The sequence below is a fragment of the Streptomyces parvus genome (genome assembly GCF_032121415.1).
GTDB classification, from domain to species: Bacteria; Actinomycetota; Actinomycetes; order Streptomycetales; family Streptomycetaceae; genus Streptomyces; species Streptomyces globisporus_A.
The window spans coordinates 1,113,798-1,130,187 of the sequence record NZ_CP135079.1; the positions used below are offsets into that span (position 1 = coordinate 1,113,798).

A 16,390-nucleotide genomic window follows, 5' to 3' on the forward strand; every position below is an offset into this window, starting at 1 on the left:
GGTCACGGAGGTCAGAACTGGAGCGACTTGGTCTGGAGGTATTCCGCCAGACCGTGCGGGCCCAGCTCGCGGCCGACCCCCGACTGCTTGTAGCCGCCGAACGGGGCCAGCGGGTTGAACCGCCCGCCGTTGATGTCGACCTGCCCGGTGTCCATCCGGCGGGCGAAGGCCACCGCCTCCTCGTCGTCGGCTGCCCACACGGCCCCGGCGAGCCCGTACACCGTGTCGTTGGCGATCCGGAGCGCGTCGTCCACGTCCTCGTACCGCAGGATCGAGACGACCGGGCCGAAGATCTCCTCCTGGGCGATCGTCATGTCCGGGGTGACGTCGGCGAAGACGGTCGGGCTGACGTAGTAGCCGGTCTCCAGGGGCGCGTCCGGGCCGCCCGCGATCAGCCGGGCGCCCTCCGCGATGCCCTGGGCGATGTAACCGCGCACCCGGGCCTGCTGCTTGGCGTTGACGAGCGGACCGACCCGCTCCCCGGCCACGTACCTGGTGACGGCGTTCGCCGCCAGCTCCACGGCCTCGTCGTACCGTTCGGCGTCCACCAGCATCCGGGTCCAGGCGCTGCACGACTGACCGGAGTTGCTCATCACGTTGGCGATGCCGACGTTGACCGCCTTGGCGAGGTCCGCGCCGGGCAGGATCACATTGGCGGACTTGCCGCCCAGCTCCAGGGCGACGCGCTTGACCGCGGCCCCGGCGGTGGCGCCGATCTGCTTGCCGACGGCGGTGGAACCGGTGAACGAGACCAGGTCGACGTCCTCGTGGGCGGCGAGCGCCTGGCCCGCGACCGGTCCCAGGCCGGTGACGAGATTGAAGACCCCCGGCGGCAGACCGGCGGCCTCGGTGGCCTCGGCGAAGAGCTGGGCGGTGAGCGGGGTGTCCTCGGCGGGCTTGAGGACGACGGTGCAGCCCGCGGCGAGCGCGGCGGCGACCTTGGCGACGATCTGGTGGAGCGGGTAGTTCCAGGGGGTGATCGCACCGACCACGCCGACCGGCTCCAGCAGCACGGTGGAGTTGCCGATCCGCTCCTCGAAGGCGTGACGGGCGGCCAGTTCGGCGTACGAGGCGGCCACCAGCACGGGCACGCCCGCGTGGACCGCCTGCGACAGCGGCAGCGGTGAGCCGAGCTCCGCCGTGATCGTCTCCGCCAGCAGGTCCTTGCGGGCGGCCAGCGCGTCGGCCAGCGCGGTGAGCCGGGCTGCGCGCTCGGCGGGCGGGGTCGCGGCCCAGGCGGGGAAGGCGGCGCGCGCGGCCCGCACCGCCGCGTCGACGTCCTCCGCCGTCCCCGCCGGTACGTGGGCGATGACCTGCTCGTCCGCCGGGTTCACGACCGCGATCGTGTCCCGGCCGACGGCGGGCCGCCACGCACCGTCGATGTACATCTGGTCATGGGCCTGCATGGCTGTTTCCTCCCGGACGTGCTCTGCGGAGCGCCGAAGCCGTGCGGCGGGCGCGGGGCACACGTCGCACCCGCCCAAACTAGCGCCGTTAGTTTTCCGGCGCCAGAGAGCCTTCCGAGACACCGGTCACGCCGTCGCACCGTGGCGCCCCCGCCGGCGGCTTGCCGGAACGGCATGATCCCTTGCCCCGGCGGCGGCCGACCGGACAAGACTGGGACGAGACCGGCGAGCCCGCCCCCCGCGCCGCCCCGACCGAGGAGGCACCATGACCGCCACGCCCCGCAACCGCACCCGACGCCGGGACACCCCGCCGCCCCGGACCGGCGACAGCGAGGCGGAGGTGTTGCGCGGCTTCCTCGACTACCTGCGCGCCTCGATCGCGGAGAAGGTCGAGGGCGCACCCGGTCCGGCGGCCCGGGCCGCCGGGGTGCCGTCGGGGACGAACCTGCTGGGCCTGCTCCGGCATCTGACCTTCGTCGAGCGGGCCACCTTCCTCGGGGACCGCGTCACCGACTGGCCGTCGACGTTCCACGCCGCGCCCGAGGACGGCGTGGCCGAGGTGGTGGCCCGCTACCGGGAGGCGGTCGCGGAGGCGAACGCCGTACTCGACGGGTGCGCCGACCTCGGCGCACCGCTGCCCCGGGCGCGGCCGGGCAAGCCCTCCCCCAGCGTGCGCTGGGCCCTCACCCACCTGATCGAGGAGACCGGGCGGCACGCCGGTCACGCGGACATCCTCCGGGAGCTGATCGACGGTTCGACCGGTCGCTGACCGCCTCGTCGGCGGGCACCGGCTCCGTACGGCCCTCGTCGGCGGGTTCTGACCCCGCACGGCCCTCGCCGCGCAGGCCGAGGCCCGCCGCGCCCGCCAACCCCACGCCGAGCAGCACGAACGGGGCCGCCACCCCCACCGCGCCCGCGATCAGGCCCGCCGCGGCGGGGGCGGCGACCTGGCCGAGCCGGTTGCCGGTCAGCCGGAGGGCGAGGGCCGTGGAGCGGGCGCCCTCGGGGGCGGCGCGGACCACCGTGGTCATCGACAGCGGCTGGCCGACGCCGAGGCAGAAGCCGAGCACGGCCAGCATCACGGCGAGGACGGGGACGGAGACCGGGAGGGCGACGCCCGCGCAGAGGAGTCCGGCGACCAGGCAGCTCGTGGTCAGCAGGGCACGGCGGCCCAGCAGCCGCAGCAGCGGCGTCATCACCAGCCGGCAGGTGATCGTGGCCGCGGCCCGCAGGCTCAGCAGCAGGCCGACGGTGGCCGGCGCGATGGAGCGGTGCTCCCCGACGACCGGCAGGTAGGCGGTGAGGATGTCGGTGGCGGACAGCACCGCCATGCTGATGAGGATGCCCGCGGGGACGCCGCGCGCGCCGAGGATCGCCCGGACGGGGACCTTGCCGTCGGTCCGCGGCCGGGCGTCGGTCGTCCGGCGGTGCTCGACGCGCCGGAGCGAGGTGAGGGCGACCGCGCAGACCCCGGCCGAGACGAGGAGCGCCAGCGCGCTCGTACGGCCGAGGGCTCCGCCCTGTCCGGAGATGAGCGCGCCCGCCGCGATCGGGCCGATGAGCTGGCCGAGCGAGGCCCCGATGGTGAAGTGCCCGAAGTTGCGGTCCTGTTCCTGGGGTGCGGACTGCCGGGCCACGATCGACTGCGCGCCGATCACGAAGCACAGATGCCCCAGGCCCATCACCCCGCTCCAGGCGGCCATCGCGGGCAGCGAGGAGACGAGGCCGCTGAGCGCGCAGCCGCCGGAGATCAGCAGGACGCCGAGCGGCAGCAGGGGCGCGCAGCGCCCGTGGTCGGTGCGGCGGCCGAGCGGTACGGCGACGAAGAGCGGGAGCAGCGCGTACACCCCGGCGATGACGCCGACGGCCGTCTCGTCCGCGCCCAGCGCGAGGGCCCGGTAGGAGACGGCGGGCCGCGCCATCGACACCGCGCCCTGTGCGAAGGCGAAGGCGATGACGAGGCGCAGCAGCCAGCCCCTGCCGGGCCCGGATCGCGGTCGGCCGGTCATCACATGATGCCGAAGAGGATGCCCGCCCCGAGCACCACGAGCGAGGTGAGCACCGCCCACTTGACGGTGAAGCGGGTGTGGTCGCCGAACTCGACCTTCGCCATGCCGACGAGGACGTACACGGCGGGCACGAGGGGCGAGGACATGTGCAGGGCCTGACCGGCCAGGGAGGCGCGGGCGATCTCCAGCGGCGAGACCCCGTGGGCCGCGCCCGCCTCGGCGAGGACGGGCAGGACGCCGAAGTAGAAGCCGTCGTTGGACATGAAGTAGGTGAGCGGCAGGCTGAGCAGGCCGGTGACGATGGCCATGTGCGGGCCCATCGCCTCGGGGACCGCGCCGACGACCCAGTCGGCCATGTGCTCGACCATGCCGGTCCCGGTGAGGACCCCGGTGAAGACGGCGGCGGCGAAGACCATGCCGGAGACGTTGAGCACGTTGTCGGCGTGCGCGGCGATCCGGGCCCGCTGGTCGGGCATGTGGGGGAAGTTGACGGTGAGCGCGAGGGCCGCGCCGAGGAGGAAGAGCACCGGGATCGGCATCAGTTCCATGATCATCGCCGTCAGCAGGGCGGCGGTGAGTCCGGCGTTGAACCAGTAGAGCCTGGGGCGGAGGGTGGGCCGGTTCGGGTCGAGGCCCTGGAACTCGTCGTCGTCCCCGTCCTCCGTACCACTGGCCAAGACCCCGGCCCCGGTTCCTGTACCGCCCACGGCGGCCGCGGCGCCCTTGTGGAGGCGGTCCTTGCCGCCGGTGCCGCCGCTGCCGGCCGACACGGTCTCCGGCTCCGGCTGCGGCTCCCGGGCGAGCGCCTCGTCGAGGGTGAGCATGCCGAGGCGCTTGCGCTCCCGGATGCCGAGCACGTACGCCAGCACGAACACGGCGAGCAGGCCCGTGGCGAGCGCCGGGATCATGGGGACGAAGATCTCGGAGGCGTCCAGTTTGAGGGCGGTGGCGGCTCGGGCGGTGGGGCCGCCCCAGGGCAGGGTGTTCATGACGCCGTTGGCGGTGGCCGCGACGCCGGTCATCACGACCAGGCTCATCTTCAGGCGTTTGTAGAGGGGGTACATCGCCGAGACGGTGATCATGAAGGTGGTGGAACCGTCGCCGTCCAGCGAGACGATCGCGGCGAGCACCGCCGTACCGACCACGATGCGCATCGGGTCGGCCTGGCAGAACTTCAGGATGCCCCGGACGATCGGGTCGAACAGGCCGACGTCGATCATCACGCCGAAGTAGACGATGGCGAACATCAGCATGGCAGCGGTGGGGGCGAGGTTTCCGACGCCTTCGATCACGTAGTCGCCGAGTTGGGCGCCCTGCCCGACGGCGACACAGAACAGTGCGGGGATCAGTACCAGCGCCGCGATCGGCGACATCTTCTTCGTCATGATCAGGACCAGGAAGGTCGCGATCATGGCGAAGCCGAGGATTGTCAGCATGGGGGATACCTAACGTTCATCCTTGAACTCCCACCGGTCTCGGCGGTCGGTCCGGATGACGTTAGGGGCCCTCTCGCAGCGTTAACAAGATGTTGACCTGTGAGCAATACGAGCAAAACCCCAGGTCAACGCGGTGGTGCTAGCGAGCTGGGGTGACGGAGACCGCGATGGCGTTCAGGACCGCGGTGCCGGACAGCGGATCCAGGAGCGTGCCGTCGAGCAGCTGGTTCACGTTCGCCCCGGGGTGGGCGGCGGCGACCGACAAGCGGGTGCCGGGGCGGCTGTGGCCCCAGCCGTGCGGGAGGCTCACCACCCCGCTGCGCACGGTGTCGGTGATCTCGGCGGGCGCCTCGATGCCGCCGCCCGACGACTCGATGCGGGCGGTGTCCCCGTCGGCCAGCCCGAGGCGGGCCGCGTCGTCGGGGTGGATCTGGAGGGTGCAGACGTTGGACCCGCCGGTGAGCGAGCCGACGTTGTGCATCCAGCTGTTGTTGGAGCGCAGATGGCGGCGGCCGACGAGGACGAGCGGGGCGGGCCGGTCGCCCAGCGCCCGGCGCAGGCGCGGCAGATCGGCGGCGATCGGTTCCGGGAGCAGTTCGACGCGGCCGGAGCGGGTGCGCAGGACCTCTGTGAGGCGGGGTTTCAGCGGGCCGAGGTCGATGCCGTGCGGATGGGCCAGGAGCCGCTCCAGCGTCAGCCCGTACGGGCCGAGGCGCAGCATCAGGTCCAGTCGGCGCTCGGGACCGCTCTCGCCGGTGAGCCCGGCGGCCAGCTCCTTCGGGGCCCCGGCCCGGGTGAGCGCGGTGTCGACGGCCAGGTCGTCGACGGCGGAGGGCGGTGCGCCGTGCATGCCGCTCACCGCGAGGATCAGCCGGGCGTGGATCTCGCTCTCGTCCATCCGCCCGGCCTCCAGGGGGACGGCGGCGCGGGTGTAGCGGACCTGGTTGTGGACGGCGAAGCTGTTGAACGCGAAGTCGAAGTGGGCGCTCTGCGAGGGCGGCGGCGGGGGCAGGACGACATCGGCGCGGCGGGAGGTCTCGTTGAGGTACGGGTCGACGCTGACCATGAAGTCGAGCCCGTCGGCGAGGGCCGCGTCGAGCCGGTCGCCGTCGGGCGCGGAGAGCACGGGGTTGGCCGCGATGACCACCAGGGCGCGGATGCGGCCCTCGCCCGGGGTGTCGATCTCCTCGGCGAGAGCGGCGATGGGCAGTTCGCCCTTGGCCTCGGGGTGCCCGGAGACCCGGCTCGACCAGCGGCCCAGCGCGAAGCCCTTGCCGGGGGCGGCGTGACGTGTCCCGGGTTCGGCGGCGCGCGGTGCGCGGGCGGTGGCGGAGAGCGGGAAGAGCGCGCCGCCGGGCCGGTCGAGGTTGCCGGTGAGGATGTTGAGGACGTCCACCAGCCAGCTGGCCAGGGTGCCGTGCTCGACGGTGCAGCTGCCGATGCGCCCGTAGACGGCGGCGGTGGGGGCGGCGGCGAGTTCGCGGGCGATGGCGGTGATGGTGTCCGCGTCCACGTCGCAGGCGGCGGCGACCGTGTCCGGGGTGAAGTCCGCCAGGGCGGCGGCGAGTTCGTCGAGGCCTACCAGGTGCTCGGCGAGCGGCCCGGGGTCGGCGAGCTTCTCGTCGATGAGGGTGTGCGCGAGGGCGGCCAGCAGCAGGGCGTCCGCGCCGGGCCGGATCGCGACGTGCCGGTCGGCGAGACGGGCGGTGCGCGTGCGGCGCGGGTCGATGACGGTGAGGGTGCCGCCGCGCCGGCGCAGGGCCTTGAGCCGGCCGGGGAAGTCGGGGGCGGTGCAGAGGCTGCCGTTGGACTCCAGCGGGTTGGCGCCGATCAGGAGGAGATGGTCGGTGCGGTCGAGATCAGGTACGGGGATGGCGTGCGCGTCACCGAAGAGCAGACCGCTGGAGACGTGCTTCGGCATCTGGTCCAGGGTGCTCGCGGTGAACACGTTGCGGGTGCGCAGGGCCCCGAGCAGCAGGGGCGGGTAGAGGGAGCCCGCCATCGTGTGCACGTTGGGGTTGCCGAGGACCACACCGACGGCCTGCGGGCCATGGGCTTGCACCAGGTCCGGTATCCGCGCGGCGATCAGGTCGAACGCCTCGCCCCAGGTCGCCTCGCGCAGCTCCCCGTCGTCGCCGCGCACGAGGGGGACGCGCAGCCGGTCGGGGTCGGCGTCGAGCCCTCCGAAGGACGCCCCCTTGGGACAGATGAAGCCCCGGCTGAAGATGTCGTCGCGGTCGCCGCGCGCACCGGTGACGGTGGTCCCCTCGATGGTGAGGGTGAGGCCGCAGGTGGCCTCGCAGAGGGGGCAGATACGCGGTGCGGTGCGGGATGCGTGGGACATGGGCCCTCCCCGGGGCGGCTGCGGCGACGGCACGCGGACATGGGCCGGGCGGGGCGTGGAGCCCCGGGAGCCCCGGCACGGGCGAGCATACCGACCGGTACGCACGGTGGGGAGGTGTCGCACGGAGAAGACGACGGACGGGCAGCCTCCGGCACCGGATGCGGCGGTCCCGCGGGGCGGAGGGGCGACAGCCCCCCGAGAAGGCGGGCGGCCCCGAGCCGTTCGGCTCAGTCCAGCGTCTGCGCGAGATAGGACCTGATCAGCGTCCGGGTCTCGGCGATGATGGCCGCGTCGCCCGACGGTTCCGTACGGAAGGCGAGTTGCAGCAGCGCGTCGGCCGCCTCGACGCTCACCAGGATCGCCCGGGACAGCCCCTCGTCGGGCCGGCGGCCGAGGTGCCCGGCGAGCAGCACGGCGAGCCGGTCCGCCAGCCGCCGGTTGGCGTCGTCCGCCGCCCCCTCCGCCGGGAACGGCGGCCCGAAGTCGACGAGCGCGAAGCCGGGGACGCTCCGCTTCATCGCCAGGTACTCGTCGAGCACCGCGTCGATGGCGGCGCGCCAGTCCGTGGCGGGCAGGTCCGCGAGCCGGGCGCCGATGCGGTCGGCGTAGGTGTCCAGGTTGCGCAGCGCGAGGGCGTCGACGAGCGCGCGCTTGTTGGAGAAGAACCGGTAGACGGAGCCGATCGGCACTTCGGCGCGCTCGGCGACGGCCCGGGTGGTGAGCTGCTCGTAACCGGCCTCGTCGAGGAGCCCGGCGCAGGAGTCGAGTATTCGGGCCAGCCGGTCGGCGCTGCGCTGCTGCACGGGGGCGCGGCGGAGGTTCGGGTTGACATGGGGCTGAGGAGGCACGGGCCCATGATGCCGTGCCCCCCGCACCGGCCGGACACCAGAGGCACACGCACCGAATGGCGCGATGTATGCCGTTGACGCGCCCCGCTCCTATTCCTACGGTGGTGCATAGGATTCGTCGTCCGACGGATCCGAGGGCTTTCTTGGGCACCGGGAGTGCGGGATGAGCGCGATCGACCAGGCGAGGAAGACGGCCGGGGGGCTGACCTATTCCTCCGGCTTCGGCAACGAGCACAGCTCGGAGGCGGTGCCGGGGGCGCTCCCGCACGGCCGCAACTCCCCCCAGCGCGCCCCCCTCGGGCTGTACGCGGAGCAGCTGAGCGGCTCCGCGTTCACCGAGCCGCGTGCGGACAACCGCCGTTCCTGGCTCTACCGGATCCGCCCCTCGGCCGCCCACCCGGCGTTCACCCGCATCGACAACGGCGCCCTGCGCTCGGCCCCGTTCACCGAGACCGTGCCGGACCCGAACCGGCTCCGCTGGAACCCGCTGCCCGACCCCGCGCCCGGCACGGACTTCCTGAGCGGCCTGTGGACGCTCGGCGGCAACGGGGACGCCGCCGAGCGCGCCGGGATGGCGATCCACCTCTACCACGCCAACTCCTCGATGACGGACCGCGTGTTCAGCGACTCCGACGGCGAGCTGCTGATCGTCCCCGAGCGCGGCGCGCTGCTGCTGCGCACCGAGCTGGGCCTGCTCCGCGCCGATCCGGGCCACATCGCGCTGATCCCCCGCGGGGTCCGCTTCCGGGTGGAGCTGCTGGAGGAGTCCGCGCGCGGTTACGTCTGCGAGAACTACGGCCGCCCGTTCGCGCTGCCCGACCTCGGCCCGATCGGCGCCAACGGCCTGGCGAACGCCCGGGACTTCCTCGCCCCGGTCGCCGCGTACGAGGACCACGAGGGCCCGGTGGAGGTGGTCAACAAGTTCTGCGGGAACCTCTGGTCGGCGACGTACGGCCACTCGCCGCTCGACGTGGTGGCCTGGCACGGCAACCACACCCCGTACGTGTACGACCTGCGCCGGTTCAACGTGATCGGCACGATCAGCTACGACCACCCCGACCCGTCGATCTTCACGGTGCTGACCTCGCCGTCCGACACCCCGGGGCTGGCCGGAGTGGACTTCGTCGTCTTCGCCCCGCGCTGGCTGGTCGGCGAGGACACCTTCCGCCCGCCCTACTTCCACCGCAACGTGATGAGCGAGTACATGGGCCTGATCGACGGGGCGTACGACGCGAAGGCCGACGGCTTCGTCCCCGGAGGCGGCTCCCTGCACAACATGATGTCGGCGCACGGACCGGACCGGGAGACCTTCGACCGGGCGAGCGCGGCGGAGCTGAAGCCGCAGAAGATCGACGACGGTCTGGCCTTCATGTTCGAGACCCGCTGGCCCGTCACGGCGACGGAACAGGCGGCCTCCGCCGGTCATCTGCAGCGCGGTTACGACGACGTGTGGCAGGGTCTGAGCCGCAACTTCCGGCCGTAGCCGAGGGGCACGGAGGCCCGGAGGGGCGGGATGGGACGGGACGGGGACGACATGACCGAAAGCCGTGAGCGGGCCGGGGCCGACAGTGGTGCGGAGCAGCCGGGCCGGCCGCCCGCCTTCGCCCCCGACTCCCTCGTCCTGAACCGGAAGCTGCCGCTCTGGTACCAGGTCTCCCAGTCCCTGCGGGCCTCCATACTGGGCCGCCCGCAGGACGCCTCCGCCCGGCTGCCCACCGAGGAGCAGCTCGCCGCGCACTACGGGGTCAGCGTGCTCACGATGCGCCAGGCGCTCAAGGAGCTGGAGACGGAGGGGCTGATCAGCCGGCACCGGCGGCGCGGCACGTTCATCGAGCCGCGCGCCCGGCGGGTCTCCCCGGTCCGGCTGCTGGGTTCGGTCGACGCGATCGTGGCCCAGCAGTCCGGGGAGGCGACGACCGTGCTCGGCCACGGCCCGGTGCCGCTCCCCGGCGATCTCGCGGAGTACTTCCCCGACTGCGACGAGGTGACCTGCTACCGGCGGCTGCGCCGCGACGGCGAGAGCGACGAGCCCACCAACTGGGCGGAGAACGCGGTGCGCCCCGACATCGCCGCCCGGATCGACGTGGCCGACCTCGAACGCTGGCCGATGACCAAGGTCCTGCGCGATGTCGTCGGAGTCCGGATCTCCCGGATCACCGACACGGTGGAGGCCCGGCTCGCCGACCCCGTCACCGCCGAGCTGCTCCAGGTCCCGCTGCTCAGCCCGATCCTGCACTACACGGGCGTGACGTACGACGAGGAGGGGCGCGCGGTGGACGTGGCCCGGATCCGCTACCGGGGCGACCGGTTCTCCTTCTCGGTGACGGTGGAGGCCCACTGACCCCGCCCCGGGGGAGACCGCCCGCCGTTACGATGCGATGGGCCACGGCCGGCAGGTCATCGCGGCCAGGTCACGGCGGACAGGGGAGGGACGGCTCGGTGGCAGCGCGCAGGACGGCGGCCGGATCCGGCGGGGACACGGAGTCCTCGCCGTTCGACGCGTTCGTGCCCCTGGACGAGCTGATGCCGTGGTCGGTGCGACCGCTGCGAACCGGCCGCGCCTGGGTGAGCGGCCCCGACCCCGTGGCGCTCCGGGCCCGCTGGGAGCGGCTGGCCGGTGCCGACGCCGCCGAGCAGGAGCGGTTGTTCGCGCCCACCCGTTCCCGTACGCCGCACACCTCGGTCGCGGCTCTGCCCGGCCAGTCGGCCGGCACGGCCCGCTTCGCCCGGGATCCCGGCCCCTGCCCCGACCCCGTACGGATCCTGCACGGCCCGTACGACGAACAGTGGCTGCTCCCCGACCACCGGCTGATCGACGCGGCCCGTCCGGAGCTGTGGCGGGTCGCCGACGGGCAGCAGCTCTTCGCGGTCGAACACGGCTCCGCCCCCGAGGACGCCGGGCCCGCCCTGTCCGTGACCGCGCTGCTGCCCGACGGGTACTCCCCCGCCGGGCGGCCCGGCCGGATCAGGCCGCTCCACCGCAGGCCCGGGGGCATGGAGCCCAACCTCGCGCCGGGGCTGCTGGACCTGCTGCGCGGGCGGCTCGGCAGTGGCGCGGAGCCGGACGCGTTCACCCCGGAAGCGGTACTGGCCTGGGTGCTGGCCGCCGCCCGGCCCGTCGCCACCGGCGCCCTGGTCCCGCTGCCGGCCGACGCGGAGCTGTGGTCGCGGGGGGTGGCGCTCGGCCGGGAGCTGCTGCGGCTCCAGTCGCGCGGGGCCAGGGGCGGGGAACGGCCCCGGCTGCCGGGCGGGCGCAGGCCCTATGTGCGGGCGGCGCTCCCCGCCCGCCCCACGGGGCTGTCCTACGACGCCGGGGAGGAGGCGCTGATCGTCGGCGACGGCCGGATCTCGCCGGTGCCCGCGGAGGCCTGGGAGTTCACGGTGGGCGGGGTGCGGGTGCTGGAGCTCTGGTTCGGCCGCCGGGCGGCGGCAGCGGCGGGCCGGGGGCCGGACGGCACGGCCGCGGACGGGCTCGACGCGGTCGGGGCGCGCGGCTGGCCCCGGGAGTGGACCTCGGAGCTGCTCGAACTCATCACCGTACTGGCTCTGCTGGACGGCACGGCGGGTCCCCGGAAGGAGCTGACGGCCTCGCTGGAGGCGGGTCCGCTGATCGGTCCGGCCGAGCTGCGGGCGTCGGGCGTGCTGCCCGTCCCGCCCTCGGCACGGCGCCCCGCATCGGTGCTGGGACACCTGGAGGAGGGCCCGGAGGGGCAGTTCGCGCTGCTGTAGCGGCGGCCGGAGAGAGGCGGTTCGCAGCGCCGCGAGGGGCGGGCCGGGCAGCGGAGGGTGGCGAAAGCGCCGGTCAGCGGGTATGCACGGGGTCATGAACACATTGCCCCTCCCCCTCGACGGCATCACGGTGGTGGCCGTCGAGCAGGCGGTCGCCGCCCCCTTCGCCACCCGGCAGCTCGCCGACCTGGGAGCCCGGGTCATCAAGGTGGAGCGCCCGGACGGCGGCGACTTCGCGCGCGGCTACGACACGGCGGCGCGCGGTCTCGCCTCGCACTTCGTCTGGTGCAACCGCGGCAAGGAATCCCTCGCCGTCGACCTGAAGGATCCGCGCGGCCTCGCGGTGGTCCGTGAACTCGTCGCCGGAGCCGATGTGTTCGTCCAGAATCTGGCGCAGGGGGCGGCGGCCCGGCTCGGGCTCGACGCCGCTTCGCTCTGCGCCGCGCACCCGCGGCTCGTGGCCGTCGACATCTCCGGTTACGGGGCGGAGGGGCCGTATGCCCACAAGCGGGCCTACGACATGCTCGTGCAGTGCGAGGCCGGGCTCGTCTCGGTGACGGGGACGGCGGAGCAGCCGGTGAAGACAGGCGTTCCGGCGGCCGACATCGCGGCGGCCATGTACGCGTTCTCCGGTGTGCTCGCGGCGCTGCTGCGGCGGGCGGCTACGGGGCGGGGCGGCCCGGTGGAGGTCTCCATGCTGGACGCGCTGGCCGAGTGGATGGGCCACCCGCTGCACCAGGGGATGCACGGGGCCACGCCCCCGCCGCGTACCGGTCTCGCCCACTCGGTGATCGCCCCGTACGACGCCTTCGCCACGGCCGACGGTGAGCAGGTGCTGCTCTCCGTGCAGAACGACCGGGAGTGGCGGCGGCTGGCGGAGCAGGTGCTGGGGCGGCCCGAGTTGGCCGCGGACCCGGACTTCGCGACGAACGCGGCGCGGACCGCGAACCGGGAGCGGACCGACGATGCGGTGGGCCGGGCGTTGGCGGGCCTGACGGGTGAGGAGGCGCTGGCCGGTCTCGAAGCGGCGGGTATCGCCTGTGCCCGGCTGAACACGGTGGCCGACGTGGCGGCGCATCCGCAGCTCGCGGCACGGGACCGGTGGCGGGAAGTGGGTTCACCGGTGGGGCCGTTGCGGGCGCTGCTGCCGCCGATCAAGCTGCCGGGCGGCGAGGATCCGCGGATGGGTGCCGTACCGGGTCTGGGCGAGCACACCGATGCGCTGCTGCGAGCCCTGGGGATGACGGACGAGCAGACATCGGTGCTGCGCCGGGACGGAGTGATCGCCTGACCCGGTCCGTCCCGAGCGGTGGGCCGGCCAGGGCCTTCCGTTTGGATCAGGTCGGATCAGGGAGCGGGGTCCGGTGCGTGCAGCTGCCAGGCGGAGGATCGGGGCAACGCCGAGCGTTGGTGATTGACGACAACGCCGCAGATGCGCGTGCCGGGGCCCGCGAGCCCGACCTGATCCAAACGAGAGGCCCCGGGGGCGGGCGGGCCGGGCCGTGGGTCAGCGGCGGCTGCCGAAGAGCGAGCGCCGCAGTCGCCGCAGCGGCGCGAAGAGCGACACACGGGCGCTCCTGCTCCGACGGGTGTGCGCGACATCACGCGAGGTCAGCTCACGCATGAGCAGCGTCGCTTCGGCCGACTCGCGCTGCGGGACGACGGGGCCGCCGAGCACCGCGAGATGGCGGTCGAGGCGCGTACTGGTCGCACCGCTCCCGCATGTGATGGCAGGCACACGCGGCCTGCTTCGCACCGTTATCTGTTCCATGTCACTCCCCACCCGTACGAGGGCACCCGGTCCGGGCAGGTTAACCCTATCGTCCCGCGGTGACACCCGTGTATCCCGGCCACACGATTGCGCACACATATACGGAGGTTGACGGCCCGTTACCGAATCCGCGCGATTCCAGGGCGACTTGGGGCAGTTCGGCACGTTTGCCCCTTAGGCCGCCCGCCGTTCAGCCCCGAAGCGGGAGGCCTCGACCGGCGAGGTCTCCCGCACGAAGCGGCCGGACGGAGGAACTGACCTGTCAGAGAGCCGACTTGAAGACCGGGAGATAGCCTCCCGACTGTCCGGCGGCGGTGGGGTGGTAGGACTCACCGATGTTGAGCCAGTTCACGCTGTGCAGCCAGGAGTTGCCGGAGCAGATCTCGTGCCCGGTGAAGGTCGTCCTGACGTCGCCGAAAGTGAAGCCGTGGTCCGCCGCCCGCTTGGCGGTGGCCGTGTTGAGGTGGTCGGACGCCCCGTTGATGGCGGTGCGCTCCTTCTCGCTCAGACCGGCGATGCAGCCGCCACCGAGCTGGTAGAAGCGGGGGTAGCCGAGGACGACGACCTGCGCGGAGGGGGCCTTGGAGCGGATGGCCGAGTACACGGAGTCGAGCCTGCCCGGGAGGGTGGAGTCGACATAGGCGCGGGCGGTGGCGATCCGGTTGAGACAGGTGGCCTCGGACTGGAGGACACAGGTCGTCATGACGTCGGCGAACCCGGCGTCGTTGCCGCCGATGGAGATCGAGACGAGGTCGGTCGAGGTGTTCAGCCTGCCGAGTTGACCGCCCGTGACGTCGTTGGTCCTGGCACCGGAGCAGGCGGCGAAGTCGAAGGACGAGGGGGAGTTGGCGGCCGCCCAGAGGGCGGGGTAGGCGCGGCTGCTGCGCTTGCAGCCGGAGCCGTCGTAGCTGCCGGCTCCGACACCGGAGGAGTACGAGTCGCCGAGGGCGACGTAGTCGACGGCGGCGGACGAGTCGGCGTTCGCGACCCCCGCACCGGTCAGGGCGAGGGCGGCGCCGAGCAGGAGAGAGGACGAGAACGCCACGAGTCTGGACATTTTCATGGAACCTCCTTGAGCAGGGGGTATCTGCCTACTCCGTAGTAGCAGCGCCCCGGCTCGACCGGAAGTGTTCATGCCAAAAATTGAGTGGAGTGCTTCCGTCCGCCCCCGGCGGTTCAACGGGCGCTCATCCAAACCCCCTTGTCGCCCGCCCGCGCGCCCGGCACGCGCCGGGAAACCGGGTGCGCGGGGGTCCCCCGTGCCGGATCATGAGCGCCATGCCCGACTCCCCCGCGTCCGCACTGCCGATCCGGCTCACCCTCGACGACAGCGATTCACCGTCCGACGTCGTCGACGCGCTCTTCCTCGGCCGCTTCGCGACGGGCGAGCAGCCGTACTCCCACAGCTCCTCCCTCGACCGGATCAAGGCCGGGGCCACGCTGCTGCCGCCGGACGCCCGGGTGTTGCGGAGCACCCGCGACGGCAACCGCGGCTCGACGCTGGCGGAGGGCGAGGGGTGGACCCTGCTGGCCTCCCGGTGGAACCGGGGCGCGGACGTCACCGTGACCGCGACCAGCGCGGAGCTGGCGGAGAAGATCCTCGGCCAGGCCACGGACGGGGCGCGGGACGAGCCGGAACCCCAGCCCGACAACGTGACCATGGGCTTCTGGTACGTCTCGCCGACCCGCGGCCCGCACCGCACCACCCGCCGGATCGCCGCCGGGAGCTGGGACGAGGTCCGCCCCAACTACACCGCGCCGGTGGCCGATGCCATGGGCCGGCTGATGAAGGTGACCCCGGACGACATCGCGGGGCGGCTGCTCCTGCTGCACGGCCCGCCCGGCACCGGCAAGACGTCCGCGCTGCGCACCCTGGCCCGTTCCTGGCGCGAGTGGTGCCAGGTCGACTGCGTGCTGGACCCCGAGCGGCTCTTCAGCGACGTCGGGTATCTGATGGACATCGCGATCGGCGAGGACGACGGCACGGAGAAGGGCCGGTGGCGGCTGCTGCTCCTGGAGGACTGCGACGAGCTGATCCGCGGCGAGGCCAAGCACACGGCGGGCCAGGCCCTGTCCCGGCTGCTGAACCTGACGGACGGTCTGCTGGGCCAGGGCCGCAACGTGCTGGTCGGGGTCACCACCAACGAGGACCTGGAGCGGCTGCACCCGGCGGTCGTCCGGCCCGGCCGCTGTCTGGCCAGGATCGAGGTCGCCCCGCTCACCCGCCAGGAGTCGGTGGCCTGGCTGGGCACGGACGAGGGGGTGGGCCGGGAGGGCAACTCCCTGGCCGAGCTGTACGCGCTGCGCCGGGGCACCGGCCCCGCGTCGGTGCCGAAGCAGGACACGGGGGCGGACGCGGGGCTGTACCTCTGACCTCGGCTCCTTCGGATTGCGGCTGAGGGGTCAGTCGCCGAACGCGGCGCGGACCGCGTCCTTGGCCAGCGACAGGGCCTGCTGCCGGGTGAGACCGAGCCGTTCGGCGGTCTCGGCGTACTGCTGCGCGGCGGTCGCGGCCCGCTGTTCGGCCGCTCCCCCGGCAGCCGCGACGAAGGTGCCGTTACGCCCCCGGGTCTCGATCACGCCGTCCGCCTCCAGGGCCCGGTAGGCCTTGGCGACGGTGTTGGCGGCGAGGCCCAGCTCCTCGGCGAAGCCGCGGACGGTCGGGAGCCGGTGGCCGACGGGGAGCGCACCGGAACGGGCCAGTTCGGAGAGCCGGGTGCGCAGTTGCTCGTACGGGGCGATGCCCGAGTCCGGGTCGAGGACGATCTTCTCAGTCACGGGCCGATTGTCCCCCACCGGCGGAAAAAGGGGAGGCGTTCGGGGCGCGGCTGCGCATACGGTCCACCG

General features: G+C 73.4%; 14 protein-coding genes. 6 read left to right on the forward strand and 8 right to left on the reverse strand.

Annotated features, from left to right (window positions below):
- Positions 1-11 precede the first annotated feature (11 nt).
- Positions 12-1,406: an aldehyde dehydrogenase family protein gene (locus RNL97_RS06100; RefSeq protein WP_030590210.1), complete on the reverse strand. Its 1,395-nt coding sequence runs from the start codon at positions 1,404-1,406 to the stop codon at positions 12-14.
- 265 nt (positions 1,407-1,671) lie between these two features.
- Between RNL97_RS06100 and RNL97_RS06105 the strand changes: the two genes are divergently transcribed.
- Positions 1,672-2,175, forward strand: coding sequence for a DinB family protein (locus tag RNL97_RS06105; protein WP_313750455.1), 504 nt, complete (start codon positions 1,672-1,674; stop codon positions 2,173-2,175).
- On the opposite strand, the gene RNL97_RS06110 is transcribed toward RNL97_RS06105, so the two are convergent.
- From RNL97_RS06110 to RNL97_RS06125, 4 genes are all read right to left on the reverse strand, one after another.
- Complete coding sequence (locus RNL97_RS06110; protein WP_030590214.1) at positions 2,090-3,415, reverse strand: MFS transporter; 1,326 nt, start codon at positions 3,413-3,415, stop codon at positions 2,090-2,092. The genes RNL97_RS06105 and RNL97_RS06110 overlap by 86 nt on opposite strands.
- Positions 3,415-4,851: a CitMHS family transporter gene (locus RNL97_RS06115; RefSeq protein ID WP_030590216.1), complete on the reverse strand. Its 1,437-nt coding sequence runs from the start codon at positions 4,849-4,851 to the stop codon at positions 3,415-3,417. The genes RNL97_RS06110 and RNL97_RS06115 overlap by 1 nt, the downstream gene beginning before the upstream one ends.
- 139 nt (positions 4,852-4,990) lie before the next feature.
- The gene (locus RNL97_RS06120; RefSeq protein ID WP_030590218.1) at positions 4,991-7,195 is read right to left on the reverse strand and encodes a molybdopterin-dependent oxidoreductase; all 2,205 of its coding nucleotides are present in this window, start codon (positions 7,193-7,195) and stop codon (positions 4,991-4,993) included.
- Between the two features lie 227 nt (positions 7,196-7,422).
- Positions 7,423-8,043, reverse strand: coding sequence for a TetR/AcrR family transcriptional regulator (locus tag RNL97_RS06125; protein WP_199814244.1), 621 nt, complete (start codon positions 8,041-8,043; stop codon positions 7,423-7,425).
- Positions 8,044-8,206: 163 nt separating this feature from the next.
- On the opposite strand from RNL97_RS06125, the gene hmgA reads away from it, so the two are divergent.
- The 4 genes from hmgA (at position 8,207) to RNL97_RS06145 (ending at position 13,063) form a co-directional block, all read left to right on the forward strand.
- Entirely contained in the window at positions 8,207-9,526 is a 1,320-nt protein-coding gene (gene hmgA / locus RNL97_RS06130) for a homogentisate 1,2-dioxygenase (protein ID WP_243313618.1), read from the forward strand.
- 51 nt (positions 9,527-9,577) lie between these two features.
- The gene (locus RNL97_RS06135; protein WP_030590225.1) at positions 9,578-10,384 is read left to right on the forward strand and encodes a GntR family transcriptional regulator; all 807 of its coding nucleotides are present in this window, start codon (positions 9,578-9,580) and stop codon (positions 10,382-10,384) included.
- Positions 10,385-10,482: 98 nt separating this feature from the next.
- Entirely contained in the window at positions 10,483-11,772 is a 1,290-nt protein-coding gene (locus RNL97_RS06140; protein ID WP_030590228.1) for a type ISP restriction/modification enzyme, read from the forward strand.
- Between the two features lie 94 nt (positions 11,773-11,866).
- Positions 11,867-13,063, forward strand: coding sequence for a CaiB/BaiF CoA transferase family protein (locus RNL97_RS06145; RefSeq protein WP_313750456.1), 1,197 nt, complete (start codon positions 11,867-11,869; stop codon positions 13,061-13,063).
- Positions 13,064-13,279: 216 nt separating this feature from the next.
- Here the strand turns inward: RNL97_RS06145 and RNL97_RS06150 are convergent, their stop codons facing one another.
- Both RNL97_RS06150 and RNL97_RS06155 read right to left on the reverse strand, forming a co-directional pair.
- Positions 13,280-13,543, reverse strand: coding sequence for a hypothetical protein (locus tag RNL97_RS06150; protein ID WP_030590234.1), 264 nt, complete (start codon positions 13,541-13,543; stop codon positions 13,280-13,282).
- A 262-nt stretch (positions 13,544-13,805) separates the two neighbouring features.
- Complete coding sequence (locus tag RNL97_RS06155; RefSeq protein WP_313750457.1) at positions 13,806-14,606, reverse strand: SGNH/GDSL hydrolase family protein; 801 nt, start codon at positions 14,604-14,606, stop codon at positions 13,806-13,808.
- A 215-nt stretch (positions 14,607-14,821) separates the two neighbouring features.
- On the opposite strand from RNL97_RS06155, the gene RNL97_RS06160 reads away from it, so the two are divergent.
- On the forward strand, positions 14,822-15,916 hold the full coding sequence (locus tag RNL97_RS06160; protein WP_030590240.1) for a DUF5925 domain-containing protein: 1,095 nt from the start codon (positions 14,822-14,824) through the stop codon (positions 15,914-15,916).
- 30 nt (positions 15,917-15,946) lie between these two features.
- On the opposite strand, the gene RNL97_RS06165 is transcribed toward RNL97_RS06160, so the two are convergent.
- Entirely contained in the window at positions 15,947-16,321 is a 375-nt protein-coding gene (locus tag RNL97_RS06165) for a GntR family transcriptional regulator (RefSeq protein ID WP_030590243.1), read from the reverse strand.
- Positions 16,322-16,390 lie beyond the last annotated feature (69 nt).